This window comes from Ochrobactrum sp. 19YEA23, from assembly GCF_029909865.1.
Classification (GTDB): domain Bacteria; phylum Pseudomonadota; class Alphaproteobacteria; order Rhizobiales; family Rhizobiaceae; genus Brucella; species Brucella gambitense.
Genome location: NZ_JASAMQ010000013.1, coordinates 1 through 26817 on the forward strand (window position 1 = coordinate 1; position 26817 = coordinate 26817).

The window sequence follows — 26817 nt, forward strand, 5'->3', positions numbered from 1 at the left end:
TCGACCTCTTCATGCGGTCGCCACCCGGCAGATGCCCGCACTGTCAGAAGCTCCTGGCACACGCCCGAGAATCTAAACTGCCAAAGTAGTGCTAGCCTCTGCCCAAGCTTGACGATATCTTGAACTGGATAACCAGTTCATGCGTCGTCTCATAAGACCGCTTCGGGCAATCAAAAAAAGTTAACCAAGAGTACGCTATCCAGGCATCACTGCCGTTTAAATACGGCGCCTGCCGTATATCATTCTATTTCAGTGAAGCCTAAATCTCCCAGCGTTTGGCCGATGGGGGAGGAACCATCATGTTGTCGCTGGAGTTATTGATACCGTTTGCGGTTGCGACGCTGACCTTTGCCTGCATACCGGGACCAGCAATACTCTATATGACCGCGCAAACACTTGCGCACGGTCGCAATGCTGGTTTGATGGCAGCGCTCGGCGTTCATCTTGGCTGCTATGTTCATATTGCAGCGGCTACGATTGGCCTTGCCTCGCTGATAGAGCATGCTCCGACCGCTTATATGATCATAAGATTTACCGGTGCAGCTTATCTTGTCTGGCTGGGGCTGGTCATCTTCTTTGATTGGAACAAGACGAGCGATCATTCCGGCAACCCGGTGTCAAAGACGTTTCGAGATAGCATTATTGTTGAGGTTCTCAATCCCAAGACTGCGCTATTTTTTGTGACCTTTCTGCCGCAATTTGTACAGCCGACAGCCGAAGTCCCGCTCTGGCTCCAGTTTCTTGTTCTGGGCGTTGTGGTGAACCTGATTTTCTCGATAGCCGACGTTGCGGCAGTAGCTGTCGCCTCATTCGCTTTTGGTCGGTTCAACAGCGATCGATCTGGTTGGCTAGTGCCAAAGACTTGCGGCACTATTCTCATGGGTTTGGGTGCAGCGCTTGTCAGTCACCATTTTTAGCCGCAACACTCCACAGACACCGGCAGGTCACCAGCGCCAGAAACGAGAAGATTCCTGATCGGCAAACAAAACTCGAAGCGTTTGTCATCAAACCGCCTCATCACATGTGAATGCCAAAAGCCTGGAGCAATGTTTCTCTAGCCTGCCTCGTCATCGGCACTGCTATTGCCATTAAGATAGTTGTAAACCGTGGCGCGTCCCATTCCCAGCAAACGACATATGTATCCCGCCGCATTCTTGCCGCTGAATGCACCGCTATCAGCGAGCGCTTGTACGAGTTCCTTTTTCTGGGCGCGCGACAGGTCCGATATGTTAAGGCTCCGCGCCGCCGTCCAGTGCTGAATGTAATTGTTGATGCGCTCGAACCAGTCATCGCGAAACAGACTTTCCATCTCACCCTGTGTCGACGGAACCGAGACGAAATTCTGTAGCGTCAGCACCATGCTTTCGAAAACAGACATGTCCGCATTGATGCATAACACGCCAATTTCTTTCCCGTCGGCGGTCCGCAATACAGAACTGATCGACTTTATCCGCCGCCCGTCCCAGTTGGTTTTTGCATAGGGGCCAATCAAGCGATCCGCCGGCGTAAAATTGATTTCATCAAGATTCGACGGATCTCCGAGCTCTCTTTTGGAGAAATTTCCAGCGATATGAACAACTGACGCGCTGGGAAGATCGTGCAGTACGACCTCCGCAAAAGGCGCAAACAACGTCGCAATTGCCTCGCAAACCGGCACATAGGGCAACAGATTCGGGCTTATCTCATGGCTCAAGAGGCTGTTTTCCTTAATCAAAAATCCCTTTTGTTCCCAAACTATACCCTCAGTTGATCCTGATTGTATAGCGGCAACATGCGAAAAAAATAGACTAGACAGTCCATTTTAGATATCATAGTCTAAATCGAAATTACAGGGCTTACGCAAGTTATTTCATCGGCGCTCTAGCTGCACTGAATGCTTGTGGAGGCGAAAAAACAAAGGGAACAAAGACCATGAAAATGTGGAAGTCAGCTGTTTTGGGCGCTGTTACGACAATGCTGGTCAGCACATCGCTGGCCCACAGCGAAACCTTGCGAGTCGGCTTGGAATGCACATACCCGCCGTTCAACTACCGCACAGCGGAAGGCAATCTTGAAGGCTATGACGTGGATGTGGCCAAAGGCATAGCCCAAATCACCGGCTATGAGCTTGAATATGTTTGTCAGGGCTTTGATGGCTTAATCCCGGCGCTACTCGCCAACAAGTTTGATCTGATCATTGCCTCCATGTCGATCACCGACAAGCGCAAGCAGCAGATTGACTTTTCCATTCCCTATCGCAAGTCAGTCGCGCATCTGGTTGGTCGGGCCGGAAAGGGTGCCGATATGTTTGACGCAAGCGGTCAGCCGATCCCTGATAAATTCAAGGGCGTGCGCATAGGTGTCGAACGTGCCTCGACCTATTTCGACTGGTTCAAGGCCAAGCTGCCTGATGCCGATCTGGTTATGTATGACGGTGTCGAGCCCATGTATCTCGACCTCAAGAATGGCCGGGTCGACATGATCATGACCAATCCGATGAAGGCCTATCTCTCTTTCCTTCAGGGTGAGGGGAAGGGCAAGTTTGAGTTGGTAGGTCCAGAGATCAATGAGCCTGAGTATTTTGGTCCCGGCGTTGGGGTCGGTTTGCGCAAAGGCGAAGATGAATTGCGTGGCAGGATAGACGATGCCATTCGCCAGCTCATTCGCGAAGGCAAGCTCAAGGAGTATGCCCTGAAGATATTCCCATTCCCGATTCACGATGATGCATGGGCCAACAAATAATCCGTCGATCCTGTTTTCTCAAAAAGACGGAGAAGCAAATTGGAAGCCTTAAACGGTTGGTGGGATAACTATCTCTTCGCATCTGTCATCGTTGCGAAAGTGTTTATCTGTTCCTTGATTCTGACGGTGGTTTTCGGACTGCTTGGCGCGGCCGCCAAGCTGTCTTCCAGTCGGGTGCTGAATGCTATCGGCAATGTTTACACGGTGTTCTTTCGCGGTACGCCTGAAATACTTGTCATCCTGTTGCTGTATTTTGGCTCGGCTGTCACATTGACGACCATTGCACGGTTTTTCAATCCGGCAATCAAGTTCATTGACATCCCACCATTCTGGGCCGGATCTATAGCCATTGCTCTGGTTGTGGGTGCCTATGCCACCGAAACATTCCGTGGGGCATTCAAGAGCGTGAAGCCCGGCAGCGTCGAAGCATCACGTGCCCTGGGAATGAATGCGCTGCAATCATTCGTCTATATTCGCCTGCCCGAAATGTGGCGCACGGCCTTGCCAGCCTTTGGTAATCACATGCTGTCGCTCATCAAGGACACGGCGCTGATCTCGATCATCGGGCTGAATGAAACGCTTTTTGTCGCCAAGCAGGCTGCGGGCGTCACTGGGAAACCCTTTACGATGTATATCGTCGTCGGCCTGATTTACCTCTTCTTTTCCAGCATCATCACACTCTCAGTCAATCTGCTCGAGCATTTAGCCAACCGGCATTTGCAGCGGAGGCCATCATGAATATGAGCATTTTCCTTGATGCGCTGCCGCGCATGCTGGGCGGATTTGCCATGACATTCCAGTTGATGGTTGTTTCGCTAGCCGCTGGGACCCTGATCGCTGTCATTCTACTCCTGATGCGGCTGAGCGGCAGATGGTGGCTTTCGTGGCCCGCGCAGCTCTATATCTATGTTTTCCGGGGCACTCCGATTCTGGTCCAGATATTCATCATCTATTACGGCCTTCCCCAACTGGATTGGATCCGTGACAGCATGTTCTGGCCCATACTCAGAGACCCGTTTGGTTGTGCCATTGTTGCGCTGTCGCTCAATGTTGGGGCCTATGTTTCTGAGGTTTTCCGAGGCGGGGTTCTCGCTGTAGAACGCGGACTGACCGAAGCTGGTGCTGCACTTGGAATGAACTCGATACACCGCTTTGTCTATATAACTGCGCCGCTCGCTTTCCGCATATGTCTGCCTGCATACGGCAATGAGATCATCAGCCTGATGAAATCGACCGCGCTGGCGAGCACAATTACTCTGGTCGACATGACCGGTATCGCCCGCACGATTGTCGCTGAAACCTTCGCTCCCTACCAAGTGTTCCTGTCGCTGGCCTGCGTCTACATCGTCCTGACCTGGATTCTACAGACGGGGATCAAGCGCCTTGAGGATTATCTTGGCCGCCACATGGTGCGCTGAAGCGAAACAGTATCTTGAAAGTGACCTTTATGAATGAAGTTAAAGACACGATGATTGAACTGGTCAATGTTAACAAGAGCTTCGGCAAGTTCCAGGCGCTCAAGCAGGTTAGCCTCAAGGTGCACCGCGGCGAGAAGATTGTCGTATGCGGTCCATCCGGCTCTGGCAAGTCAACGCTGATCCGCTGCATCAACAGGATGGAAGAACATTCCAGCGGCGATATCTTCATCGACGGCCACGAGCTTACCGACAAGACCAAGGACATTAATGCAGTCCGGCGTGAAGTCGGTATGGTTTTCCAGAGCTTCAATCTGTTTCCGCACATGACCATTCTGCGCAATCTTACCATTGCCCAGCGCCTGGTCCGTAAAACGCCCCTGAAACAGGCAACCGAAATCGCCATGCATTATCTGGAGCGCGTCAGAATCCCGGAACAGGCCCACAAATATCCGATCCAGCTTTCAGGCGGTCAACAACAGCGGGTGGCAATCGCGCGAGCTCTTTGCATGAAGCCGCAGATCATGCTGTTCGATGAACCAACCTCCGCTCTTGATCCGGAAATGATATCCGAGGTGCTCGACGTGATGGTCGATCTCGCGCAGGGCGGCATGACGATGATCTGCGTGACCCACGAAATGGGCTTCGCCAAATCCGTTGCGGATCGGGTCCTGTTTATGGACCGTGGTGAACTGATTGAAGAAGCCGATCCCCAGACTTTCTTTGGTAATCCGAAGAACGAGCGCACGGCACTGTTTCTGCGTCAGATATTGAGGCACTGACACGACGATTGATTGGGTCGTGGCCTGAAGGGCCACACCTGTTCGTTACATACAATCTGGATTTGGGAACGCAACTATCCACCGATAGGGCGCTAGGCCTCCTGTATCCAAAATCATTCGAGGCAGTCTATGACTAACGTTTTTCAACTCGACGCAATACGCTCCGTCGTCGAAGCATCGGATCTGACGCCGCTCATCGAGGCGGGGTTCGTTGCCTATTCCGACGGCAAGGTGGTTGTTCCACCCGTGGGTGAATTGCTGTTCGACGAGCCGCCCGGTGATACGCACATCAAATATGGCTATATTCGCAACGATGATATCTTTGTCATCAAGATTGCGTCGGGGTTTTACGATAATCCGTCGCGCGGCTTGGCGTCCGGTTCGGGCCTGATGTTAGTGTTCTCGCAGAAGACCGGCTTTCTTCAATCGGTCCTGCTCGACGAGGGCCATCTTACCAATATCCGCACTGCATTGGCTGGCCGTATTGCTGCGCGTTATCTTGCGCCTAAAAAAATTGATGCGATCGGCGTCTATGGCACGGGCACCATGGCCCGCCTGCAAGTTACGCATCTTGCCAGCGAAACCGACTGCCGCAAGCTGGTGGTCTGGGGTCGTTCTGATGATAGCCTGCGCCGTTATTGTGAGGACATGACCGCGCTGGGGTATCAGGTAACACCAACCCGCCATAGCCGCGACGTCACTGAGGCCTGCAATCTGATCGTGATGACAACCCCTTCGACCGAGGCTCTGATAAAGGCGGAACAAATCCGGCCGGGCATGCATATCACTGCAGTAGGATCCGATACGCCTGAAAAGCAAGAGCTTGATAGCCGGGTATTCAGCTGGGCCGACATCGTTGTGGCGGACAGTATCGAGCAATGCCGGACTCGCGGCGAGATCTTTCATGCCGTCCGTGATGGCCATCTGGCCGAAAAGGATGTTCTCGAACTGGGTGATGTCATCCGTGCTGGCGCAAAGGCACGCAGAAATGAAAGCGATATCACCATCGCAGATCTGACCGGTGTCGCAGTGCAGGACATTCAGATAGCTAAGGCCGTTTGCGCCCAACTCATGGCAGATCAGGCTCTGTCTAACTGACAGCCGCTGACCGTCATCTTGTTAAGGAGGAATACAATGATCCAATATGTCAGTACAACGGGTGGGATTGAACCTGTCGGCTTCGATGAAGCCGTACTGCAAGGGTTTGCTGCCGATGGCGGGCTGTTTGTTCCTGATGCGATCCCGGTGATCAGTCAGGAAAAACTGCAGACTTTGTCAAAGCTTAGCTTTCAAGAGCTCGCTTTCGAACTGGTCTCGCCTTACATCGACCCATCGATCATCCCGTCAGAGGATCTGAAACGGCTGATCAACGACAGTTATCGGGACTTCCAGCATTCGGACATTGTCAAGCTTGTTCCAATCAGTGGGGAGCCCGACATCAGGGTTCTGGAGCTTTTCCACGGCCCGACCCAGTCTTTCAAAGACATGGCGATGGGCTTCCTGATGGAGACGATAGATTATCTGCTCGAGCGGCGTCAGAAGCGGTTGAACATTGTGCTGGCCACGACCGGTGACACCGGACCAGCCGCCGCGTGGGCAGCGGCCGGAAAACGCCATATCGACTGCTGGCCGCTCTATCCTCGCGGGATGATCTCACGTGAGCAGGAACGGCAAATGACGACACTGCGTGCCGATAATGTGCATCCGGTCGCCGTCGAGAATTGTCCGGATGGCGGCGATGATCTCGATCTGGTGGTCGCCGAACTGTTTGGTAATGAAGAGCTGAAGCGCAGACTCCACCTGTCGAGTGTGAACTCGATCAATTGGTGCCGGGTCATGTTCCAGACGGTGCACTATTTCTACGCCTATTTCAGAACCGTAGAGAAGGTTGGTGATCCAATCGTGTTTGCAGTGCCATCGGGTGCCTTCGGCAATCTTTTCGCCGGGTTCCTTGCCAGCCGCATGGGGCTTCCAGTAGCGAAATTCGTTTGCGCCAACAATGTTAATGGCGCTCTTCACTCGGCGATTTCGACCGGTGTTTTCCCACGCAATGATCTGGTGCAAACGCCTTCATCCGCAATCGATATTGTGGCGCCTTATAATTTCTGGCGCTTCCTGTATTTCCAGACCAACCGCGATTCAAAGCGTATTCAACAGTGGATCCGCGATTTTGCCCAAAGCCGGAAGGTCGTGTTCGATGCCGAAACGGCAAGTGGCATTCAAGACAAATTCCTGTCCGCTTCTGTCGCCGACGAAGACACGTTGACCACGATCCGCGAGGTCTATAATTCCGACCAGCACTATCTCATCGACCCTCACACTGCGGTTGCGGTTGCAGCTGTGGAAATGGTGCAAGACAAACTGCCGTCAGGCGTCAGGATTGTGTGTCTGTCCACCGCTCATCCCGCCAAGTTTCCCGAGGTCATGCAGCGGGCGCTCAAGCTGGATGAATTGCCAGATGCCGCTCGCCATGCAACCATCGATGCAGCGCGCAATTCGTGCGAGCATTTGCGAATTTGCCAGCTGGAAAATCTCAGATCTAACCTGATTGAGGAAATGGCGCGGCAAACTGCGCTTCGCACGGCCTGATCATGGCATTGGCATGAGCCATTTAGATTAATCGGTTGCCGATACCTCAAGCCGGCAACCGATTTTCACGTGTATCGCGTGGTGATTAAACCTGTCCCCAACCTCAACCAACCGAAAGCCTCCCGCCATGCCACACCGGTTACTCAGTGAGTATACAACCTTTGCCCATGACTTGGCTGATATTGCGCGTCACATCATCGAGACCGCCGATAAGGAAAACCGGCGACCGGTTGCAAAGCTGGATGCAAGCCCGGTCACTGCCACTGATAAAGCCGTTGAACAGAGGTTGCGTGAGTGTATCAATGACCGCTTTCCAGATCATGGCATACTCGGCGAGGAGTTCGGCGCGGAGGGATTGGATCGGGAATTTGTCTGGGTTCTCGATCCGATCGATGGAACGAAGGCCTTTGTGGCTGGCCTGCCCGTTTTTGGAACATTGATATCACTCGCTCATAATGGCAACCCGGTCATTGGACTGATTGATAATCCCACGACCGGAGACCGCTGGTTTGGAGTGTCAGGTGAGGCAACAACCCTGAACAATGTGCCGATTAGGTCCGCCTCTACAATTGTATTGGAAGAGGCATTCATGTCGACGGGTAATCCCGATGCGTTCGATGATGGTAACAAGCGACGCTTGGAGCGCCTTCAAAGAACAACACGTTGGTGCGTCTTTGGGGGTAGTTGTATGTCCTATGGACGTGTCGCCGATGGAAGCCTCGATATATGCATCGACGAAGGGCTGTCGCCTTTCGATTATTGTGCACTCGTTCCAGTCATTAACGGCGCTGGAGGCCGGATCACCGATTGGCATGGAGCCCCGCTCGCAATCACATCCGGCAGTCAATGCATAGCATCTGCAAACGATACCCTGCACCATCAGGTGCTCGCCAACCTTGCCAAAACTCCATAAGTAGGGAGGACGCTGAAGGCCGATAAAATAGCGCCCTCCTGTCAGTCCGGTTATGAAAAAAATTGGCAGATCAGAGATATGCAAGCTAGCCAATCAGGACTCGTCTGGTTTCCTCATCAGCAGGATAGAAGCACTCCAGTGTCAGTTCGGCAAGCGTGACATCAACTGCCGTGCCGAACACCGTTGTCGTCGAAATGAACGATAACACATCGCCGTTAGCAGGGTTCCGGATCTGCAATGGAACGGCAATCTTCTGTGGAGAGCCGTACGGGCGCGGGCTCGCTGGCGCGGGCAATGCGCGCAGTTCCTCATTCAATGCAAGCAAGGCAGGATCAGCGCTGCGATCCACGTCGTCTCGTAACCGTGCCAACAGGTGGTGCCGCCATTCGGCCAGATTGACAATGCGCGAGGCGAGCCCATTCGGATGAAGGCTGGCGCGTAGGACATTGACCGGCGGTGCAAGCAGTGCGGGATCAATGCCATCAAGAAGAGCCTGCGCCGCATCATTGCAGATTACAAGATTCCATTGCCGGTCGACTGCCAGCGCCGGGAACGGCGAATGTCCACGTAATATCGTCTCTATTGCAGTTTTAGCCGCAGCCATGTCGGGCGCATCAATTGCCCGCTCGCCATGCATTGGTGCATATCCCGCCGCAAGCAATAGTCGATTACGCTCGCGCATCGGTAGCGCAAGCGGTTCTGCGAGACGCAGCAGAAGCTCGCGGCTTGGCGCTGCACGTCCACTTTCCACGAAGCTGAGGTGACGTGTAGAGACCTCAGCTTCGCCAGCAAGGTCAAGCTGGCTAAGCCGGCGTCGAGCGCGCCAGTCGCGCAGAAAATCGCCAACAGTGGGGTTGTGCAAAGTCATGGTGGCATCCTTGTCGGTCTGCGGTGACTATACCATTACCTCAGAGGTAATCGAACGGCCCCAACATACCTGTCATTCTCCCTACATAAAGAAGGGGACGCCAGATGACCAACCCGAATATCATCGCTGAAAATTACCTCGCATTGTGGAACGATGCCGAAGACAAGTCACGTCGCATCCGATTGGAAGAAAACTGGACTGCCGATAGCCGTTATTCGGATCCGTTGATGGCCGGGGTCGGTCGGGAGGAAATCGCCGCCATGATCGCCAGCGCTCGCGAACAATTCCCCTGTCATGCGTTCACCTTGCGCGGCACACCTGATGCTCATGGCCGGTTCGTTCGCTTTTCCTGGACACTGGCGCCAGTCGGCGGCGCTGCAGTGGTCGGTGGCACTGACATCGTGCGGCTGGATGGGATGGGACGCATTGCTGAGGTGATCGGTTTTCTCGATCGCGAAGAAGCGTAGGGCAATGGTGCTGTCGTAACTTTCCAAATGGAGGACGCAACATGAGCGAAACATATGTCATCACCTTTCACGTCAAGCCGGATAAGCGTGAGCGGTTCTGCTCACTGCTTGGTGCGGTGATTGATGCCATGCGGCATGAAGAAACCTTTGTTCATGCCGCACTTCACGTCGATGCGGAGCGACCTGACGTCTTCCAGTTGCACGAAACCTGGACTGACCGGCATGATGTGTTGAATGTTCAACTCCATCGTCCTTATCGTGCTGAATGGCATGCGGCTCTCGATGATCTGCTGACACGGCCATGAGACATCCAAACCTGGAAATTGTTGCGAACAGACACCTAATTAAATCTGGCGGCGATACTAATAATGACGTATTTTCAATGTGTTATAATCAAGAGTATGGTCGCCAGTGGGGGAAACTGCCAGTCGGAATGCTTCTTTTGAACCACGATATGGACCGTTGGATGGTCAAACTGGCTGGAGGCGATCCGCATGACATCTCCGTGTCCAGACCGAGCGAAGCGCAAGCGGCTTTGCATATCACCTCTTCCGTCACCGGGAACTGAGCTTTAGAGTTGTTGCTCATAAGCTGTCCGGCGAAGTTGGGAGGAGCTAGGCGTGACGCTTCGATATCAGATTCTGGCATTGGCTATTGTGCCCTTGATTGTCGCCATCTTGACGGTCACGGCATTTATCACGTGGCAATCGGCCAATCTCGTGCAGAGCAGCATCACGACCTTTGAACAAAACATGCTGAAGGCGAAGGAGACTGAACTTCTGAACCTCACCAATCTGGCTCTGTCTGCGATCCAGAAAATCTATGACGATGCTGGTCCTGATGACACGGAGGCCATGCGGAAGGTGACGAGTATTCTCACATCGCTGGATTACGGGCGCGATGGTTATTTCTTTGTCTATGATTATGAGGGCAATAATGTTGTTCATCCGCGCCAGACCTTTCGTCCGGGTCAGAATTGGCTGGATCTGGTCGATCCAGATGGTGATCATGTCATTGCCAATTTGATCGACAAGGCGAAGCAGGGCGGGGGGCTGCACCAGTATAAATGGGAAAAGCCATCAAGCGGCGAGATCGCCGACAAGCTGTCTTTTGCTGTCGGTCTCGACAAGTGGAAATGGATGCTCGGAACCGGTGTCTATCTGGATGATGTTTACGCCCAGACAGCGGCGGCCAATGCCGATTTTCGCGCCAATATCCGCACCACGTTTCTCGTGGTCAGTCTCATCGCCGTGCCTGCGGTCATGCTGGTTTTCGCGACATGTATGTTGTTGAACCTGCGCGAGCGGCGTATGGCCGACAACAAGCTTAAGGAGCTTGCTCAGCGTATCATCGATACGCAAGAGGAGGAACGCGCGCGTCTGGCCCGGGAACTGCACGATGGCATTTCGCAGAATCTGGTCGGCGTGCGCTATGCCATCGATCTGGCCAGCCGTCAGGTGAATACGGGCAGTGAGAGTGCGCCCAAAGCCATTGAGAAGGCAGCTGATGTGCTGAATGGTGCCATCAAGGAAGTGCGGCGTCTATCGCATGATCTGCGGCCGCGCATTCTTGACGATCTGGGTATGACGGTAGCGCTAAAGGCACTGTTCGAGCACTTCGCGGAACGGACAGACATTAAAATCCGTTTTGAAGCGGATACACTGCGTGTCAATCTGAAACCGGAGCCGAGCACGGCGCTTTACCGGGTTGCACAGGAGGCACTGACGAATATCGAGCGTCATGCAGGCGCGAGAGCGGTCGGTGTGCGACTTTGGGATTCGAACGGGTGCGTGACGATGACGGTGACCGACAATGGCAATGGTTTTGCCGGGCAGGATATGAAAGGTGCAACATCGGGGCTCGGCCTGCGAAATATGCAGGAACGCATGGCACATTTCGGCGGTGTGCTCTTGGTGGAAACCGGCAGTGATGGTACGCAGTTGACCGCGCGCCTGCCGCTTTCGGCAGTCGAAAGACCGATGACGAAACCGCCAATGTTGAAGCCGCCACTATTCAACCCGGAAGTCGCATGACGAAAGAATGCAAGATACGTGTATTGCTGGTCGACAATCACCCTCTGGTGCTCGACGGATTGCGCGCAGTGCTTGAGACCTATGATGATATCGAAATTACGGGCGCTGCGTCGAATGCGCGTCTGGCATTCGAAATGGCTCAAACGGTCAAGCCTGACGTTGTGTTGATGGATATTAATATGCCGCTTCTTAATGGTATCGACGCCATCGAGCTGTTCAAGCGACAATTGCCGGGTACACGGATTCTGATGCTCTCCATGCATGACAGTCGCGAGTACATTTCGACATCGATCATGCGCGGCGCTTCGGGTTACATCCTGAAGGATGTTTCAACGAATGAAATCGTTGCCGCCATCCATGCGGTTGCGTCGGGTGGAACCTACTTTTCGTCCGGCGTTTCGGAAGCACTTCTCGACAGTGCCGAGAAGAAGGCGGAAGGCCTGTCGTCGCGGGAAAACGACGTTCTGGTTCTGGTTGCCGAAGGTAGCAGCAACCGTGAGATTGCTTCGAAACTCGGCATATCGGAAGCAACGGTCGAGACTCACCGCAAGAATATCAAAAAGAAACTCGGTATTGCCAGCACCGCCGGCCTTACGCGCTATGCCATCGAAAATAGACTCAGTATAGCTGGACAGTAAAATAGACCATATTCTGGATATTTCGGCGGTGAATCGCCCCTTGATTACCCACTAGTGGGTAGTGTGTGCCGCTTGCGACTATCGTCTGCTTGCGGGTGAGTTTCCCCGCACCTATCCTTCAAGAAAACGGCTTGAGGAGGCCGAACAAGGAGGAGAGGAGCAATGTCAGTTTTGCTGGCGTTGTCGCGCGCTATCGACGCGGCCAATGATTTCATCGGAAAAGCAGTATCCTGGTTGATACTCGTGGCGGTGCTGATCAGCGCCATCAATGCGGTTTCGCGCAAGCTTTTCAATCTCAGTTCCAACGCATGGCTGGAAGCGCAGTGGTATCTGTTCTCGGCTGTTTTCCTGATCGCCGCGGGCTATACGCTGCTGCACAGCGAACATGTGAAAGTCGATCTGCTTTACAGCCGTTACTCGCGGCGCACGCAGCTGCTGGTGGAGATTTTCGGCACGATCTTCTTCCTGCTGCCCTTCTGCTTCATCACGATCTATCTCTCCTGGCCCATCGTGGAAGCGAAGATCGCCAGCGGTGAAACCTCGAACAATACTGGCGGGCTGGTGCTCTGGCCGGTCTGGTTGCTCATCCCTATCGGTTTCGGATTGCTGGCCTTGCAGGGCCTGTCCGAACTGATCAAGCGCATTGCCATTCTTCAGGGGCGGATACCCGATGCCGTCGCCACCGAAGATGCTGAAGCGCAAGCGCTCTGAGGGGGATGGATATGGTTGCTTTCTTCGCAGAAAATCTTGCGCCACTCATGTTTCTGTCGCTGGTCGTTGTGCTTTTGCTCGGCTATCCGGTGGCTTTTGCTCTGGCTTTCGTCGGCTTTGCCTTCGGCTTTGTCGGCATCGAAATGGGGCTTCTCCCGGTCAATCTATTCGGCGCTATTCCGGACCGCATATTCGGGCAGATGTCGAACGAAACCCTGCTTGCGATCCCCTTCTTCACCTTCATGGGGTTGATATTGGAACGAAGTGGCATGGCGGAAGATCTGCTCGACACGATCGGGCAGCTGTTCGGCCCCGTGCGCGGCGGTCTGGCCTTTGCGGTGATTATCGTCGGCGCACTTTTGGCTGCGACCACAGGTGTCGTTGCTGCTTCGGTGATCTCGATGGGGCTCATCTCGCTGCCGATCATGCTGCGCTACGGTTATGATCGCAAGGTGGCAAGCGGCACCATTGCTGCTTCCGGCACATTGGCGCAGATCATTCCGCCAAGCCTTGTTCTGATCGTTCTGGCCGACCAGCTTGGTCGGTCGGTCGGCGACATGTATAAGGGTGCGCTGGTGCCGGGTTTGATGCTGGTCGGCGTCTATTGCGCTTTCATCATAGGGATGTCGATTCTGCGGCCGGAAACCGTACCAGCACTGCCGCCGCACGCCCGCACCTTGAAGGGATGGAAACTAGCGCAGAGAGTAGTGGTCTCGCTTGTTCCGCCGCTAGTGCTGATTTTTCTCGTTTTGGGCACGATCTTTATTGGCGTCGCCACGCCTACGGAAGGCGGCGCGATGGGCGCTGTTGGCGCCTTGTTGCTGGCCATCATCAACGGCCGCCTGAACATCAAGATGCTGACCTCGGCGCTTTACGCCACGGCGAAGCTTTCGTCCTTCGTCATCTTCATTCTGTTGGGCGCGCGCGTCTTCTCGCTCACCTTCTATGGCGTTAACGGCCACGTCTGGGTCGAGCATCTGATGACGTCCATTCCGGGTGGTGAAGTAGGCTTTCTGATCGTCGCCAATCTTCTCGTCTTCGTGCTGGCCTTCTTCCTCGATTATTTCGAGCTGGCCTTCATCATCATCCCGCTTCTGGCGCCGGTGGCCGACGCTCTCGGCATCGATCTCGTCTGGTTCGGCGTCATGCTGGCCATGAACATGCAGACCTCGTTCATGCATCCGCCATTCGGGTTCTCGCTGTTCTATTTGCGCTCAGTGGCGCCGTCGCGCGCCTATAAGGACAAGGTGACGGGCGCCACGATACAGCCAGTCACGTCCGGCCAGATCTATATGGGGTCGATCCCGTTCCTGCTGATCCAACTGGTCATGGTCGCCATCATTATCGCCTTTCCGGGGATAGTTACCCATTATAAGTCGAGCCACCCGGTGGCTGATCCGTCTGCGATCCAGATTAATGTTCCTATGCCAGATGCGGGCGGTGGCAACCCGTTCGGCAATGCGCCCGCCCCCTTCGGTGCGCCTTCGCCGTCCACGGAACCGCTGCCCGCGCCATCGTTCGGGTCGCCGCCGCCAAGTTTCGGACAACCGGAAAAGCCTGCGCAGTGAGGATAGGGGAGACCAGTCACTGCGCGGGTCATTTATGATCAATCGTCTTAGAGGAGGAAGACATGAAACAGGATTTGAATCGCCGTACATTTCTGACCAAGGGCGCTGCCATTGGTGCCGCAGCCGCAACAAGCGGCGCGGCACTTGCTACGCCAGCCATTGCGGATGAACTGCCAACCTTGCGCTGGCGTTTGACATCGGGCTTTCCGAACAATCTCGACACGATCTATGGCGGCGCTGTCTATATGGCCAACGCCTTGTCGAAGATGACGGATGGCAAGTTCCAGATTCAGGTGTTTCAGGCAGGCGAACTGGTGCCCGGTCCGCAGGCAATCGACGCAGTGCAGGCCAATACGGTCGAAATTGCGCATACATGTGGCTATTATTTCACGGGCAAGAACCCGGCTTTCGCGATAGGCACGGCCATCCCCTTCGGCATGAATACGCGCCTGCAAAATGCATGGCTCTATCATGGCGGCGGCAATGAACTTTATAATGAATTCCTGTCCGATTACGGTGTTGTCGGCATCGTCGGCGGCAACACCGCTGCGCAGATGGGCGGCTGGTATCGCAAGGAAATCAAGAGCCTCGAGGACCTGAAAGGTCTGAAAATGCGCATTGCCGGCGTGGCCGGCGAGGTCATGTCGCGCCTTGGTGTCGTGCCGCAGCAGCTTCCGGGCGGCGACATCTATCCGTCGCTGGAGCGCGGAACCATCGATGCGGCCGAATGGGTCGGTCCCTATGACGATGAAAAGCTCGGCTTCTACCAGATCGCACCCTATTACTACTATCCGGCCTTCTGGGAGGGCGGCGCTTCGGTGCATTTCTTCGTCAACAAGCAGCAATATGAAAGCCTGCCGGAAGCTTACAAAGTGGCGCTGAATACGGCTGCACAGGCCGCAACGCAGAACATGATCTCGCTCTATGACGTGAAAAACACGGCGGCGATCCGCTCGCTGGTATCGAAAGGCGTTCAACTCAAACCGCTGCCACGCGATGTACTGGATGCAGCTTACAAGGTTACGTTTGAACTCTATGCCGAGTATAATGAGAAGAACCCAGCCTGGGCGAAGATCTACCCAAGCTGGAAGAAATTCCGTGACGAAGGCTTCGAATGGTTTCGTGTCGCCGAATACACCTACGACAGTTACGTCTATGCCGCTCAGGCCGCGGGCAAATAAACAAAGCAGGTTCATACGGGATTTCGTTGGGGGGGGCAGTTTCCGGCCCCTTCCGCATTTTAGGTATTGTCCAGACCGTCTCGTACCCGGCTCTCAGAAGCAGTGTGTTCAGCTAACAAGTTAGTACCCCATTATTTCTTCGGCTTCGCGCAGGCTGATACTGATACGGAAAAGGATGCAGCATCGACGTCGATGGAGAATATATATCGCGTGCCCTGTCAGCCGCGTGCGTCTTTTATTCCGAAACGTTGCCTATAAGTGGCGGGTGATATTCCAGTTAGCCGGAGAAACAGTTTCCGGAACGCAGTGCGGTCCTCGTAACCGACCTCCCATGCGATTTTGCCGAGCGGGTTGAGTGTACGCTCCAGCGCTTCCCGCGCCTTGGATACGCGAACATGTTGAAGATATTCATTCGGACGATGGCCGCAGGCAGCCGTAAAACGACGAAGAAAAGTGCGCGCTGTCATACTGACGATGGCTGACAATTGCGATAGGATCAGGTTCTGGTGGGTGTGGGCGTGAATATAATGCTGTGCACGCCGGATTGCATCGTCATTGTGCTCAAAATTCGGAATGAAATCTGCGAAGGGCCGCGCCAAGGACGCGTTCGATGATGGTCAGGCCCAGATCGGTCCATGCAAGAATGCCGCCTGCGGTTAAGATATCGCAGTCGTCAAGCACCATATGTTCAGTGGCGACCAGAACTACGGGAAACCGGCGCGCTGACTGTTCCGCAAAAGCCCAATACGTTGTAGCCGCTCGTCCGTCTATCAGACCGGCTTCTGCGAGAACGAAAGTCCCGCGCAAACTGCACATAAAACCACACCTTCGTCGTGATGTGCACGTAGCCAACGTGCAGCCACGGGTTCTGGCGCCATATGTTCGGGCATGATGATGCTGGGTGGTGAAATCAGATAGCTCAATTTATGCGACATATCCGGATGGCTATCCCAGATGCATTCGACGTTGCTTCCATTGGGTTGTCAGTGGGTCACACGAATGAGCCGTGACTTGTTACCGCTCCACTCGCCGGTGATGCGAACTAGATCTGTTAGACGGTATATCGCAGCCGTCTGACAGCCAGAATAAATCAGAAGGTCGATCTCCGCTGTAGGGTTCATTGCCCGTTTTGCCTCGATATTTGTCATTCTCGCCACGCCCATTTTCTCGACGAATGATTTAACTTTGTCCACACTGAAACAGAAAGAATATGCAACGCCTTTCCCAATGAACCGGCGCAGTCGGCTGAACTTGGCATCCTCCACTGCTACAATATAATCCTACCGTTATTCATCTTCACCCAAGGGAAGGGATTCCATTCCGCTGAAGTCCCCGACTTTGGAATAGTCATCTTTGATAGTTTACTAAAACCATAGACAATGAGCTTTACAAGGAGTGGTTGTATGAAGGTTTTAGGCATCTATGGCAGCGTCAAGCGACCGTCGCGTACGGCGAGGCTCGTCGACGCAATTCTCGAAGGCATCGCGCGCGGCGCCGATGTTGAGATTGATGCCGCGCCGGTTCTGTTCCGGGCGCTGCGCGCCGATCAGCTGGACGCGGCCGGGCGCGCCATTATCGATACCGTGGAGGCGGCTGACGTGCTCGTGGTAGGTTCGCCCGTCTATCGCGCATCCTATACCGGTGCATTGAAACATCTCTTTGATTTGGTTGATTTTCGTGCCCTGCAGAGAAGGCGCGTGGTTCTTGCCGCGACAGGCGGTTCGCCTCTGCACGGCTTGATGCTGGAACACGAGTTTCGTCCATTATTCGGTTTTTTTGGCGCGGTTACTATTCCAACGACGGTCTATGCAGTGGAAGCGGATTTCACGGAATATACCCTGTCCAACCCCGCGGTTGAAGCACGTATCGAGCGCGCAATTTTCGAGCTGTTTGATCTTTCTCCTGCCATTTCCCGTATCGACGCGACCACCGGTGCCGGCGACCGGATTCTTCGTATCGTGTCTGACGCAATCGCTGCCAATTGATGATGACCTAAGGAGTTGAGCCATGACAGAACGCAGCAAAAATCCCGTGAATTCGCCTATTGGGTGCCGAATGTTTCTGGCGGCCTCGTCAACTCGAATATTGAACAGCGCACCAGCTGGACGATTGATTATAACCGCAAGCTCGCGCAGATCGCTGAGGCGAACGGCTTCGAATATGCGCTGAGCCAGATCCGTTTCACGGCGGGTTGCGGTGCAGAGTTCCAGCATGAATCGGTGTCATTCAGCCATGTGCTTCTCGAATGTCGGCGAATTTTCAAGGACTTGAATTAAGCGCGCCGGATCACGTCCAAATAGAACAGTGGATCCACTAGCACGGCAAATCAAAAGATTATGGATATGGTACAGTTAAGATAATGCGATAAAACCGATCATAAATGTGCAACAAAATTCAGCTACCGAATATTCTAACGCCGAAAATCAAATCAATATTTTCTAATTCAAATATCGGATACTATTATTATTGAAACGCTAATACAACATTTCTTTTCGTATATCACTTATCCACTTAATCATAAGGGGATGAATAAATGAGGTTTCTTGCTCATATTCTGTTGGTTTGTGTGTTCGCTTTGTAATCTATGCCAGTTCAATCTGCCGAAACTGAAAAATGTAAGGTACCCAAGCTCTCCGATGTTGGATGGACAGATATTACGGCGACTACCGCACTTGCGTCGCTTTTACTGGAAAAATCCGGATATCAACCGGAAACAATCATGCTTTCGGTCCCAGTAACACTGCAGTCTCTCACCAGAGGGCAAATCGACATTTTCGTTGGAAACTGGATGCCGCTTCAGGGCGATATGCGCAAGCCGTATCTTGAAAAGAAGCAAATTGAACAACTCGTTGTTAATCTCGACAGCGCCAAAATTGGACTTGCAGTTGCGGGCAGGAATCTCGGCATCAAGCAATATGCCGATATAGCGAAGTTCAAAGATGAACTTGGCGGCAAAATCTACGGCATCGAAGTCGGCAGCAGTGCAAACGCGACACTTCAGGCAATGATTGAAGCCAATAGTTTTGCCCTACAGGATTTCCAGCTGGTTGAATCGAGTGAGCAGGCCATGCTTTCTCAGGTGCAAAGCGCAATCAGGCGAGATCAACCTATCCTGTTCTTTGCCTGGACCCGCATTCCCATGAACATAAATTACCAGCTCACTTTCCTGGAGAACAGCCAGGATCTCCTCGGCCCAAATGATGGTGCAGCAAGTGTAGAAACGCTGACTCGCAAAGACTACGCCGCTCAATGTCCGAATGTTGCGAAGTTTCTGACCAACTTGAAGTTCACGACACAGATGGAGAGTGAACTTATGAATATGATCATAAATGACAAGATCGACCCAAAAAAAGCTGCGCAAAACTGGATCAAAAATAACCCGCAGCAACTTAATATCTGGTTTGATGGTGTAACCACTTTTGAGGGTGAGCCAGCTCTACCAGTCGTGAAAATGGCTTTGGATCTCTGACGCGAGCTTTTTACCAGATGACAGGTTACAAAGACAGGATAGACGCCGACACCTGGACCTTCATAAACCGCAGTGAAGCCTTCTCGCCACAAGGCACCGTGACGATTGAACGGCAGCGACACTGTTATGATGAAATGTGCCGTAGCTTCTTCGCTGGATATCCTGACGGGATTTCATCGAGCGCTGAAATTATTGAGGCGTCTGCACGCAAAATCCCTGCACGTATCTATCGATCCGAAAATCGATGTCCCGCTGCTCAGATCATTTACTTTCATGGCGGCGGCTTTGCTTATGGAGGGCTTGAGAGTCACGACGATATCTGTGCTGAGCTATGTTGTGCTAAGGGGTACCAAGTGCTTTCTGTTGACTATCGCCTCGCACCCGAGCATCGGTTCCCTGCTCAGTATGAAGACGGATTTGCAGCATTCGAATGGGCAACCTCGAATGAAGCGCTACCGACCATTCTCGTTGGAGATTCCGCAGGTGGTGCGATTGCTGCTGCTGTGACCCACCAATTCTGCTCTTCCATAAAGGCGCCATTGGGTCAGGTCCTGATCTATCCCTACCTCGGAGGAGATGTCAAAGAAGGTTCTTACAGACGCTATGCCCACGCTCCTATGCTTTCCAGAGAGGACATCATTTATTATCGTCATCTGCTTTTTGGTGAAGAACCGCTATCACAATCCAAGGAATTTTCCCCGCTTTTAATGGAGGGCTATTCCAGACTGCCCCCAACAGTGGCTGTTACGGCACAAATTGACCCCGTTGCGGATGACGGTCGAAATTATTGGAAGCTTATCAAAGACGCGGGAGGCCCGGCAATCTGGCGTGAAGAAGACGGTCTGGTCCATGGTTATCTGCGGGCACGTTCAATGGTTCCCCGTGCAAAAGAAAGCTTCAGCTTCATTACCAACACAATCAAGTCGCTCGGCACGAGAAAAGAGGGGTAGTCATTAGGGTCAGAACCCATATCATTGAACGGGTGCGTTGCAGACTTTTCGTCAAGGACGACGGTAGTAGTATTCCAGCTTTCGGAAAGCTGGGTATTTTGAATGTTCAAAGGTCGCCTTTCGACAGATTCGCCATCCTACACTGTGTTCGATGATACCTTGCTTACAATTTGAGCCCGTGGAACCTGAAAGATATGATGGCTAAGTGCGGCATCGCGCTAGATCATTCGATGGTGCATCGTCAGGATTTGCATTTCAGTCCAGAACTGCCGGAGCACTTCAATTGGAAGAAGCCTCAGGTCACGTGCCAATGAAACCTGTATGAAAGTCAAAGGTATGTGGATGTATCCCTATCGTACCATTGATAGCGGTGGCAATACGGTCGAGTTTTAATTCAGAAAATGCGACACCTAAGAGCTGCCCAACTCTTTATCGGCAAGGCTTTACACCGTTGTAGCAGGCGGGAGCCACTTACCATCGACGGCAATCAAACCAATCGCCCGCCAATTTGAAAGTTGACCTTTATTGTCCGACATAGCGGGCCCGTGGCCTGATGAGTTTGTCGTCCAGCTTCTGTTCCAGAGCATGAGCTATCCAGCCAACAGTGCGAGCAATGGCAAAAATTGCCAATGCGGAGCCGCGAGGCAAATTGAGACTTCGCCGTAGGCTCACCAGTGCCACATCACAGGTGGGCAATTGCCCGGCGGTGTCATTCATTATCTGCAGAAATTCGTCTCTTCTTGCATTCGGTGGGAGATAGGGAAGCAGGCCCGTCGCGCGCGGATCACCGTCCGGATAGAGCGGATGATAAAAGCCGGGGATGGTTTCACCCCGCCGCAGACGTTCTTCGATCACCCGTTCTATATCGCCGTCGTGATCCAATTCATCGAATAGCAGTTCGACAAGGCTCGTCATTCCACCGTGCAAAGGGCCACTCAGTGCAGAAAGCCCCGCATTCAGGCATGCGCCCAGAGAAGCGCCCGTTGAAGCAACAACCCGCACGGCAAATGCTGATGCATTAAGCTCGTGATCTGCCTGAAGGACCAGTGCGCGACGGATAAGATCAGCGCCCAGTTCATCCGTTTGCCAAGCATCTGCGAGAAACAGGTGGGCCGGTTTGGTATTTGGTTGGCTTGAAGTGCAGGCTCCGACGATAGCCCGCAATATAACCGCTGCGCCAGGCCATAGACGTCGATTGTCGCGCCGCCATGTGGTGAGGCGACCCGCTTCAACGAGGGGAAGAAGCGTCTGGCACCGTTCTGTGAGCGGCAGATTGTTTGCAAGGTCAAGAACTGGCCATGGCCAAGGTGGCGGGGTTGCCTTTGCATCGGCAAAGGGGTCAGCGTCACCGCAATTCCATAACAGGCAAGCCACCTCTTCCAAGGTCGCTTTCTCGGAGAGATCAAGAGCGTTGTGACCCCGATAGCACAGGCTGCCTTCCGCGATTTCGGTAATGGCCGATTCCAGAACGGGCAGTCCCCAATCAAGTGCGTTGGCAGCTACCTGTCCCGGCCGCCGTCCCACGGCCTTCCTTTTCTTCAACGCCTCAATGTCATGCGTGCTGTAGAGTTTGCGGCGGGGATCATCCGAAGCACTGCTCGTGCGGATCAATCCCCGGCTCACATAGGCATAGAGCGTTGCCCGGCTGACACCAAGCTCAGCAGAGGCGCGATCAGCGGTTATAAACTTGTCGGCGTGCTGCATTTTTGATCTCGTATTGATTACATGAATCAAGATTGACCATATATGTGCGCTCCGCCATCCTCAAGCGTATTCGCATCGAACCGAGGAGAATGACATGTCCGCAACCCCCGCTATTATTCGCCAAACTTCGGCTTTTGGCCTTGATGATGTCGTCGCGGCGGAGACCATGCTGAGCCATGTGGACGGACAGGCAGGCGAGCTTGTGATCCGAGGCCATCACCTCGCGGAACTTGCCGACTGGTCTTTCGAGCAGGTGTTGGAATTGCTTTGGCAGGAGCAGATCTCGCCAGTAGTCACTGCACGGGACATTCTCTATCAATTGGGCATGGCACGGCAACGCGTCTTTGAGCTGATGCAACCTTTGCTGCCAGCTCTTTCGCGCCTCTCATCGGTCGAGGCACTGCGTCTTCTCCTGTCGGCGCTGCCAGATAATGAAAAGATGCCACATCACATCATCACTGTTGCTGCTGTCCCGGTTTTCACCGCAGCAATCATTCGCGACAAACAAGGACTCGCCCCAATTGCACCTAATGGCGCACTCGCGCACTCGGCAGATTTCCTGCGGATGCTGTCCGGTGTGCAGCGTTCGCCGGAGAAGGTGAGGGCGCTCGATACTTACATGACCACAGTTGCCGATCACGGGCTGAACGCCTCGACTTTCACCGCCCGTGTGATTGCCTCGACGGGAGCCGGGCTGCTTTCGTCGGTTGTCGGTGCGCTCTGCGCTTTGAAGGGACCTCTCCATGGCGGAGCACCGGGCCCTGTGCTTGACATGCTGGACGCGATTGGAACTGATGCAAATATCGAGCCTTGGTTGCAGGACGCACTGGCTCGCGGGGAACGCCTGATGGGCTTTGGTCACCGTATATACCGTGTTCGTGACCCACGAGCTGACGTGCTGCAGGGGGCTCTGTCTACCCTCAGGGAGGGCTCCGCTCGCATTTCTTTCGCGAGCAAAGTGGAGGAGGCAGCATTGGCCCTCCTGAAGCAAAAGAAGCCGCTTCGCCCTCTGCAAACGAATGTTGAGTTCTATACTGCACTGGTGTTGGAAACTGTGGGTTTTCCGCGTGATAGCTTTACCAATGTCTTCGCTGCTGGCCGTATGGCAGGATGGACCGCGCATGTGCTGGAACAGGAGCGCACGGGACGGTTGATCCGGCCGCAATCCCTCTATACGGGTCCGCAGCCAGGCTGAAGTTGGCCAGATGAGAGGGGATGAGTTCAATTCCGCTGATGAATCGCGAAGAACTGAGCCTGTATATCGTCCTCGGCGTTGGCGGGCACTTCTGTCTTGGAATTCAGCTTGCAATGTAACCAGGGTAAAGCACGTCGAACACCTTCGCTGTCTTTCGGTCAATAACCTCTACAAGCTGGTCGTATCCAGAACGAGGGATCTGAGATGTCGGCCGCACATCTGTACCTGTTTCTCCCAGGATTTGCTGAAGCGCCCGGACGCATCGCTTGGACTTGGCGTTGAAGGAACCGATTTCGTCCAACAAGTCCTCCTCAACCGAGGTCAAAATGGCGCTGTCGGTTTTCGGTATTCGGCTATGTTGGTCTGGAAGCATTCTGAAAAAGTCGAACAACAAATGGAGACCCCCGTGTAGCCGATCATATTTCAGCATTTCGACCAAGTTACTTTCAGCTTCCCTGGGCGTCGAGCCGCAAGATTGCCAATATCGAAACACAGAAACGATAAATGCTTCGTCGCTGGTCAGATCAGAAAAGCCAAGCGGGGTGAATTCTTCGGTTTCCATAAATCCAGTCCAATAGAAGATGTATGCTCTCGTTTTTTAGTCGATAAAAGTTGAGTAAGAAACACCAGTTTTATTGAAATTCAGTATCTTGTCATGCGGCCAATGTTGGCGTACTCAAACCCCGGGTCGATTGGAAATATCGTTCAATAGCGGTGCATTTCGGCACCTCAAGCCTCAAGATGTTGGAATTGCGATGAATCTTTATCTGGATTACTTGGCTGAAATCGAAAGCAGAAAAAAACAAGGGCTTGCTCCCAAGCCGATTGACGATGGCAGGCTCACCAGTGAAATCATCGCGCTGATCGAGGACGCTGGCAGCGAGCATCGGAAAGACGCCCTGCATTTCTTCATCTATAATACGCTGCCGGGCACGACGAGTGCGGCTGGCGCCAAGGCTGCATTCCTGAAGAAAATTGTACTGGGCGAAACCGTCGTCCCGGAAATCACGCCCGAATTTGCCCTCGACCTTCTGTCGCACATGAAGGGCGGGCCTTCGGTGGAAGTGCTGCTCGACATCACGCTTGGAGACAACGCCGCGATTGCTGAGAAGGCTAGCGAGATTCTTAAGACTCAGGTCTTCCTCTACGACGCTGACATGTTCCGCCTTCGCGATGCCTATAAGGCAGGCAGTGCCGTCGCCAAGGATGTTCTCGAAAGCTATGCCAAGGCAGAGTTTTTCACAAAGCTCCCGGACGTTGAAGACGAAATCAAGGTCGTAACTTTCATCGCCGCAGAAGGCGATATCTCGACCGACCTTCTTTCCCCGGGCAACCAGGCACATTCGCGCTCCGACCGTCAGCTTCATGGTCAGTGCATGATCACGCCTGAAGCACAGCAGGAAATTGTAGCACTTCAAAAGCAGCATCCCGACAAGCGCGTGATGATGATCGCCGAAAAAGGCACGATGGGCGTCGGCTCGTCGCGCATGTCCGGCGTCAACAACGTGGCACTGTGGACCGGCAAGCAGGCCAGCCCCTATGTGCCATTCGTCAACTTCGCCCCGGTTGTCGCTGGTACCAACGGCATTTCGCCGATCTTCGCAACCACTGTCGACGTGACCGGCGGCATTGGCATCAACCTGAAGAACTGGGTCAAGAAGCTCGATGAGAACGGCAAGCCGATCCTTAACAATGACGGTAACCCGATCCTCGAGCAGAAATTCTCGGTCGAGACCGGAACGGTGTTGAAGATCGACGCCAAGAACAAGAAGCTGCGTGATGAAGCTGGCAACGAGCTGGTCGATGTCGCTTCCTCGTTCACACCGCAGAAGATGGAATTCATGAAGGCGGGCAGCTCTTACGCTATCGTCTTCGGCAAGAAGCTGCAGACTTTCGCAGCCCAGACGCTTGGTGTCGAGGCGACGCCGGTTTTTGCTCCGAACAAGGAACTCTCGATTGAAGGTCAGGGTCTGACGGCTGTCGAGAAGATCTTCAATCGCAACGCCGTTGGCGTAACGCCTGGCAAGGTGTTGCATGCCGGTTCCGACGTGCGCGTGACGGTCAACATCGTCGGTTCGCAGGACACGACCGGTCTTATGACTGCGCAAGAACTTGAGGCGATGGCGGCTACCACCATTTCGCCACTTGTGGATGGCGCTTATCAGTCGGGCTGTCACACGGCGTCGGTCTGGGACAAGAAGGCTCAGGTCAACATTCCGAAGCTGATGTCTTTCATGAACAATTTCGGCGTCATCACTGCACGTGACCCGAAGGGCGTCTATCATTCAATGACGGACGTCATCCACAAGGTGCTGAACGACATCACCGTGGACGACTGGGCCATCATCATCGGCGGTGACAGCCATACCCGCATGTCCAAGGGTGTTGCCTTTGGCGCGGACTCGGGCACCGTGGCTCTGGCGCTCGCCACCGGCGAAGCGACCATGCCGATCCCGCAGTCGGTCAAGGTCACCTTCAAGGGCACGATGCAGCCCTATATGGATTTCCGCGACGTGGTCCATGCCACGCAGGCTCAGATGCTCAAGCAGCACGGCGACAACGTCTTCCAGGGCCGCATTATCGAAGTGCATATCGGCACGCTGCTTGCCGATCAGGCCTTCACCTTCACTGACTGGACGGCCGAGATGAAGGCCAAGGCGTCGATCTGTATCTCCGAAGATGAGACGCTGATCGAGTCGTTGGAAATCGCCAAGTCGCGTATCCAGATCATGATCGACAAGGGTATGGACAATGCTGCCCGCACGCTGCAAGGCCTGATCGACAAGGCGGATGCCCGCATCGCGGAAATCCGTTCGGGAGAAAAGCCAGCCTTGAAGCCAGACGATAATGCGAAATATTTTGCAGAGGTCGTCGTCGATCTGGACCTGATTGACGAACCGATGATCGCCGACCCGGACGTCAATAATGCCGACGTCTCGCGCCGCTATACCCATGATACGATCCGTCCGGTTTCCTATTATGGCGGCACCAAGAAGGTGGACCTCGGCTTCGTTGGCTCGTGCATGGTTCACAAGGGCGACATCAAGATCGTTGCCCAGATGCTGAAGAACCTCGAAAAAGAACAGGGCAAGGTTGAGTTCAAGGCACCGCTCGTGGTTGCTGCGCCGACCTACAACATCATCGACGAACTGAAGGCCGAAGGTGATTGGGAAATACTGCAGAAGTATTCGGGCTTCGAATTCGACGATCTGAAGCCGAAAACCGCAAACCGCACCGAATACGAGAACATTCTCTATCTCGAGCGTCCGGGCTGCAACCTCTGCATGGGTAATCAGGAAAAGGCCGAGAAGGGCGACACGGTTCTCGCGACCTCAACCCGCCTGTTCCAGGGTCGCGTCGTTGAAGACACTGCGGAAAAGAAGGGTGAATCGCTTCTCGCCTCCACACCGCTGGTAGTACTGTCGGCGATCCTCGGCCGTACGCCTAGTGTGGAAGAATATCGTTCCGCCGTTGAGGGAATAAATCTGACAAAATTCGCCCCGCCCAAGGCTACATTGATCGACTCGTTGTCGGTCCATTACTAAGGGCCGACTTCAGCCTGGACATCCATACAAGCAAATGCGAGCAAGTGTGGTGTCCAAGCTGGAAGGAT

Annotated in this window: 26 protein-coding genes and 1 pseudogene; 21 read left to right on the forward strand and 6 right to left on the reverse strand. The window is 53.7% G+C overall.

The genetic code is table 11. From position 1 onward, the window contains the following. Window positions 1–299: 299 nt before the first annotated feature. Window positions 300–917, forward strand: coding sequence for a LysE family translocator (locus tag QBD01_RS22810; RefSeq protein WP_182522466.1), 618 nt, complete (start codon window positions 300–302; stop codon window positions 915–917). 137 nt (window positions 918–1054) lie between these two features. On the opposite strand, the gene QBD01_RS22815 is transcribed toward QBD01_RS22810, so the two are convergent. Then, window positions 1055–1693, reverse strand: coding sequence for a PAS domain-containing protein (locus QBD01_RS22815; protein WP_280994659.1), 639 nt, complete (start codon window positions 1691–1693; stop codon window positions 1055–1057). A gap of 218 nt (window positions 1694–1911) precedes the next feature. On the opposite strand from QBD01_RS22815, the gene QBD01_RS22820 reads away from it, so the two are divergent. The 7 genes from QBD01_RS22820 (at window position 1912) to hisN (ending at window position 8420) form a co-directional block, all read left to right on the forward strand. Beyond that, window positions 1912–2721: a transporter substrate-binding domain-containing protein gene (locus tag QBD01_RS22820; RefSeq protein WP_280994660.1), complete on the forward strand. Its 810-nt coding sequence runs from the start codon at window positions 1912–1914 to the stop codon at window positions 2719–2721. 39 nt (window positions 2722–2760) lie between these two features. Continuing rightward, on the forward strand, window positions 2761–3459 hold the full coding sequence (locus QBD01_RS22825; protein ID WP_182522464.1) for an ABC transporter permease: 699 nt from the start codon (window positions 2761–2763) through the stop codon (window positions 3457–3459). Next, window positions 3456–4139, forward strand: coding sequence for an ABC transporter permease (locus QBD01_RS22830; protein ID WP_182522463.1), 684 nt, complete (start codon window positions 3456–3458; stop codon window positions 4137–4139). The genes QBD01_RS22825 and QBD01_RS22830 overlap by 4 nt, the downstream gene beginning before the upstream one ends. Window positions 4140–4168: 29 nt before the next feature. Continuing rightward, window positions 4169–4918 (forward strand): amino acid ABC transporter ATP-binding protein, encoded by a 750-nt coding sequence (locus QBD01_RS22835; RefSeq protein WP_280994661.1) that lies wholly within the window; start codon window positions 4169–4171, stop codon window positions 4916–4918. A 129-nt stretch (window positions 4919–5047) separates the two neighbouring features. Then, on the forward strand, window positions 5048–6016 hold the full coding sequence (locus QBD01_RS22840) for an ornithine cyclodeaminase family protein (RefSeq protein ID WP_280994662.1): 969 nt from the start codon (window positions 5048–5050) through the stop codon (window positions 6014–6016). A gap of 36 nt (window positions 6017–6052) precedes the next feature. Then, entirely contained in the window at window positions 6053–7507 is a 1455-nt protein-coding gene (thrC, locus tag QBD01_RS22845; RefSeq protein ID WP_280994663.1) for a threonine synthase, read from the forward strand. A gap of 127 nt (window positions 7508–7634) precedes the next feature. Next, complete coding sequence (gene hisN, locus QBD01_RS22850; RefSeq protein ID WP_280994664.1) at window positions 7635–8420, forward strand: histidinol-phosphatase; 786 nt, start codon at window positions 7635–7637, stop codon at window positions 8418–8420. A gap of 85 nt (window positions 8421–8505) precedes the next feature. Here the strand turns inward: hisN and QBD01_RS22855 are convergent, their stop codons facing one another. Continuing rightward, window positions 8506–9288: a helix-turn-helix transcriptional regulator gene (locus tag QBD01_RS22855; RefSeq protein ID WP_280994665.1), complete on the reverse strand. Its 783-nt coding sequence runs from the start codon at window positions 9286–9288 to the stop codon at window positions 8506–8508. 104 nt (window positions 9289–9392) lie between these two features. Between QBD01_RS22855 and QBD01_RS22860 the strand changes: the two genes are divergently transcribed. From QBD01_RS22860 to QBD01_RS22890, 7 genes are all read left to right on the forward strand, one after another. Beyond that, window positions 9393–9755: a nuclear transport factor 2 family protein gene (locus tag QBD01_RS22860; RefSeq protein ID WP_280994666.1), complete on the forward strand. Its 363-nt coding sequence runs from the start codon at window positions 9393–9395 to the stop codon at window positions 9753–9755. A gap of 41 nt (window positions 9756–9796) precedes the next feature. Beyond that, on the forward strand, window positions 9797–10060 hold the full coding sequence (locus QBD01_RS22865; protein ID WP_280994667.1) for an antibiotic biosynthesis monooxygenase: 264 nt from the start codon (window positions 9797–9799) through the stop codon (window positions 10058–10060). 315 nt (window positions 10061–10375) lie between these two features. Next, window positions 10376–11788, forward strand: a complete 1413-nt coding sequence (locus QBD01_RS22870; protein WP_280994668.1) for a cache domain-containing protein — start codon at window positions 10376–10378, stop codon at window positions 11786–11788. Next, entirely contained in the window at window positions 11785–12426 is a 642-nt protein-coding gene (locus tag QBD01_RS22875) for a response regulator transcription factor (RefSeq protein ID WP_182522455.1), read from the forward strand. Before QBD01_RS22870 ends, QBD01_RS22875 begins: the two co-directional genes overlap by 4 nt. Before the next feature lie 162 nt (window positions 12427–12588). Beyond that, window positions 12589–13137, forward strand: coding sequence for a TRAP transporter small permease subunit (locus QBD01_RS22880; protein ID WP_078339979.1), 549 nt, complete (start codon window positions 12589–12591; stop codon window positions 13135–13137). Between the two features lie 11 nt (window positions 13138–13148). Beyond that, the gene (locus QBD01_RS22885; RefSeq protein ID WP_182522454.1) at window positions 13149–14705 is read left to right on the forward strand and encodes a TRAP transporter large permease subunit; all 1557 of its coding nucleotides are present in this window, start codon (window positions 13149–13151) and stop codon (window positions 14703–14705) included. A 62-nt stretch (window positions 14706–14767) separates the two neighbouring features. Next, a complete protein-coding gene (locus QBD01_RS22890) occupies window positions 14768–15886 on the forward strand; it encodes a TRAP transporter substrate-binding protein (protein ID WP_280994669.1) in 1119 nt (372 codons plus the stop codon). Window positions 15887–16104: 218 nt separating this feature from the next. Here the strand turns inward: QBD01_RS22890 and QBD01_RS22895 are convergent, their stop codons facing one another. Together QBD01_RS22895 and QBD01_RS22900 are read right to left on the reverse strand one after the other, a co-directional pair. Further along, a complete protein-coding gene (locus tag QBD01_RS22895; protein WP_392391468.1) occupies window positions 16105–16485 on the reverse strand; it encodes a helix-turn-helix domain-containing protein in 381 nt (126 codons plus the stop codon). Beyond that, entirely contained in the window at window positions 16448–16702 is a 255-nt protein-coding gene (locus QBD01_RS22900; protein ID WP_280994670.1) for a hypothetical protein, read from the reverse strand. The genes QBD01_RS22895 and QBD01_RS22900 overlap by 38 nt, the downstream gene beginning before the upstream one ends. Window positions 16703–17289: 587 nt before the next feature. Between QBD01_RS22900 and QBD01_RS22905 the strand changes: the two genes are divergently transcribed. From QBD01_RS22905 to QBD01_RS22920, 4 genes and pseudogenes are all read left to right on the forward strand, one after another. Continuing rightward, window positions 17290–17871, forward strand: a complete 582-nt coding sequence (locus QBD01_RS22905) for an NAD(P)H-dependent oxidoreductase (protein ID WP_280994671.1) — start codon at window positions 17290–17292, stop codon at window positions 17869–17871. 15 nt (window positions 17872–17886) lie between these two features. Further along, window positions 17887–18150 (forward strand): annotated as a pseudogene (locus QBD01_RS22910) (dimethyl sulfone monooxygenase SfnG); the annotation flags it as partial. Window positions 18151–18470: 320 nt separating this feature from the next. Further along, window positions 18471–19355: a choline ABC transporter substrate-binding protein gene (gene choX, locus QBD01_RS22915; protein WP_280994672.1), complete on the forward strand. Its 885-nt coding sequence runs from the start codon at window positions 18471–18473 to the stop codon at window positions 19353–19355. Between the two features lie 17 nt (window positions 19356–19372). Then, the gene (locus QBD01_RS22920) at window positions 19373–20305 is read left to right on the forward strand and encodes an alpha/beta hydrolase (protein WP_280994673.1); all 933 of its coding nucleotides are present in this window, start codon (window positions 19373–19375) and stop codon (window positions 20303–20305) included. Between the two features lie 522 nt (window positions 20306–20827). Here QBD01_RS22920 and QBD01_RS22925 read toward each other — a convergent pair. Continuing rightward, the gene (locus tag QBD01_RS22925; RefSeq protein ID WP_280994674.1) at window positions 20828–22009 is read right to left on the reverse strand and encodes a citrate/2-methylcitrate synthase; all 1182 of its coding nucleotides are present in this window, start codon (window positions 22007–22009) and stop codon (window positions 20828–20830) included. Window positions 22010–22103: 94 nt separating this feature from the next. Here QBD01_RS22925 and QBD01_RS22930 point away from each other — a divergent pair, with 94 nt between their 5' ends. After that, window positions 22104–23204, forward strand: a complete 1101-nt coding sequence (locus tag QBD01_RS22930) for a citrate synthase/methylcitrate synthase (RefSeq protein WP_280994675.1) — start codon at window positions 22104–22106, stop codon at window positions 23202–23204. A 103-nt stretch (window positions 23205–23307) separates the two neighbouring features. Here QBD01_RS22930 and QBD01_RS22935 read toward each other — a convergent pair whose 3' ends face one another. Then, a complete protein-coding gene (locus QBD01_RS22935) occupies window positions 23308–23766 on the reverse strand; it encodes a hypothetical protein (protein WP_280994676.1) in 459 nt (152 codons plus the stop codon). 193 nt (window positions 23767–23959) lie between these two features. On the opposite strand from QBD01_RS22935, the gene QBD01_RS22940 reads away from it, so the two are divergent. Next, window positions 23960–26749 (forward strand): bifunctional aconitate hydratase 2/2-methylisocitrate dehydratase, encoded by a 2790-nt coding sequence (locus QBD01_RS22940; protein ID WP_280994677.1) that lies wholly within the window; start codon window positions 23960–23962, stop codon window positions 26747–26749. The last annotated feature ends 68 nt before the right edge of the window (window positions 26750–26817 follow it).

Bases quoted from the DNA above. Each gene is read 5' to 3' on its own strand.
- QBD01_RS22905 (WP_280994671.1), top strand. From the start codon at position 17,290: ATGAAGGTTTTAGGCATCTATGGCAGCGTCAAGCGACCGTCGCGTACG.
- QBD01_RS22820 (WP_280994660.1), top strand. From the start codon at position 1,912: ATGAAAATGTGGAAGTCAGCTGTTTTGGGCGCTGTTACGACAATGCTG.
- QBD01_RS22900 (WP_280994670.1), bottom strand. From the start codon at position 16,702: ATGTGCAGTTTGCGCGGGACTTTCGTTCTCGCAGAAGCCGGTCTGATA.
- QBD01_RS22875 (WP_182522455.1), top strand. From the start codon at position 11,785: ATGACGAAAGAATGCAAGATACGTGTATTGCTGGTCGACAATCACCCT.
- QBD01_RS22890 (WP_280994669.1), top strand. From the start codon at position 14,768: ATGAAACAGGATTTGAATCGCCGTACATTTCTGACCAAGGGCGCTGCC.
- QBD01_RS22925 (WP_280994674.1), bottom strand. From the start codon at position 22,009: ATGCAGCACGCCGACAAGTTTATAACCGCTGATCGCGCCTCTGCTGAG.
- choX (WP_280994672.1), top strand. From the start codon at position 18,471: ATGCCAGTTCAATCTGCCGAAACTGAAAAATGTAAGGTACCCAAGCTC.
- QBD01_RS22865 (WP_280994667.1), top strand. From the start codon at position 9,797: ATGAGCGAAACATATGTCATCACCTTTCACGTCAAGCCGGATAAGCGT.
- QBD01_RS22855 (WP_280994665.1), bottom strand. From the start codon at position 9,288: ATGACTTTGCACAACCCCACTGTTGGCGATTTTCTGCGCGACTGGCGC.
- QBD01_RS22930 (WP_280994675.1), top strand. From the start codon at position 22,104: ATGTCCGCAACCCCCGCTATTATTCGCCAAACTTCGGCTTTTGGCCTT.
- QBD01_RS22920 (WP_280994673.1), top strand. From the start codon at position 19,373: ATGACAGGTTACAAAGACAGGATAGACGCCGACACCTGGACCTTCATA.
- QBD01_RS22885 (WP_182522454.1), top strand. From the start codon at position 13,149: ATGGTTGCTTTCTTCGCAGAAAATCTTGCGCCACTCATGTTTCTGTCG.
- QBD01_RS22940 (WP_280994677.1), top strand. From the start codon at position 23,960: ATGAATCTTTATCTGGATTACTTGGCTGAAATCGAAAGCAGAAAAAAA.
- QBD01_RS22840 (WP_280994662.1), top strand. From the start codon at position 5,048: ATGACTAACGTTTTTCAACTCGACGCAATACGCTCCGTCGTCGAAGCA.
- QBD01_RS22830 (WP_182522463.1), top strand. From the start codon at position 3,456: ATGAATATGAGCATTTTCCTTGATGCGCTGCCGCGCATGCTGGGCGGA.
- QBD01_RS22810 (WP_182522466.1), top strand. From the start codon at position 300: ATGTTGTCGCTGGAGTTATTGATACCGTTTGCGGTTGCGACGCTGACC.
- QBD01_RS22835 (WP_280994661.1), top strand. From the start codon at position 4,169: ATGAATGAAGTTAAAGACACGATGATTGAACTGGTCAATGTTAACAAG.
- QBD01_RS22880 (WP_078339979.1), top strand. From the start codon at position 12,589: ATGTCAGTTTTGCTGGCGTTGTCGCGCGCTATCGACGCGGCCAATGAT.
- thrC (WP_280994663.1), top strand. From the start codon at position 6,053: ATGATCCAATATGTCAGTACAACGGGTGGGATTGAACCTGTCGGCTTC.
- hisN (WP_280994664.1), top strand. From the start codon at position 7,635: ATGCCACACCGGTTACTCAGTGAGTATACAACCTTTGCCCATGACTTG.
- QBD01_RS22860 (WP_280994666.1), top strand. From the start codon at position 9,393: ATGACCAACCCGAATATCATCGCTGAAAATTACCTCGCATTGTGGAAC.
- QBD01_RS22935 (WP_280994676.1), bottom strand. From the start codon at position 23,766: ATGGAAACCGAAGAATTCACCCCGCTTGGCTTTTCTGATCTGACCAGC.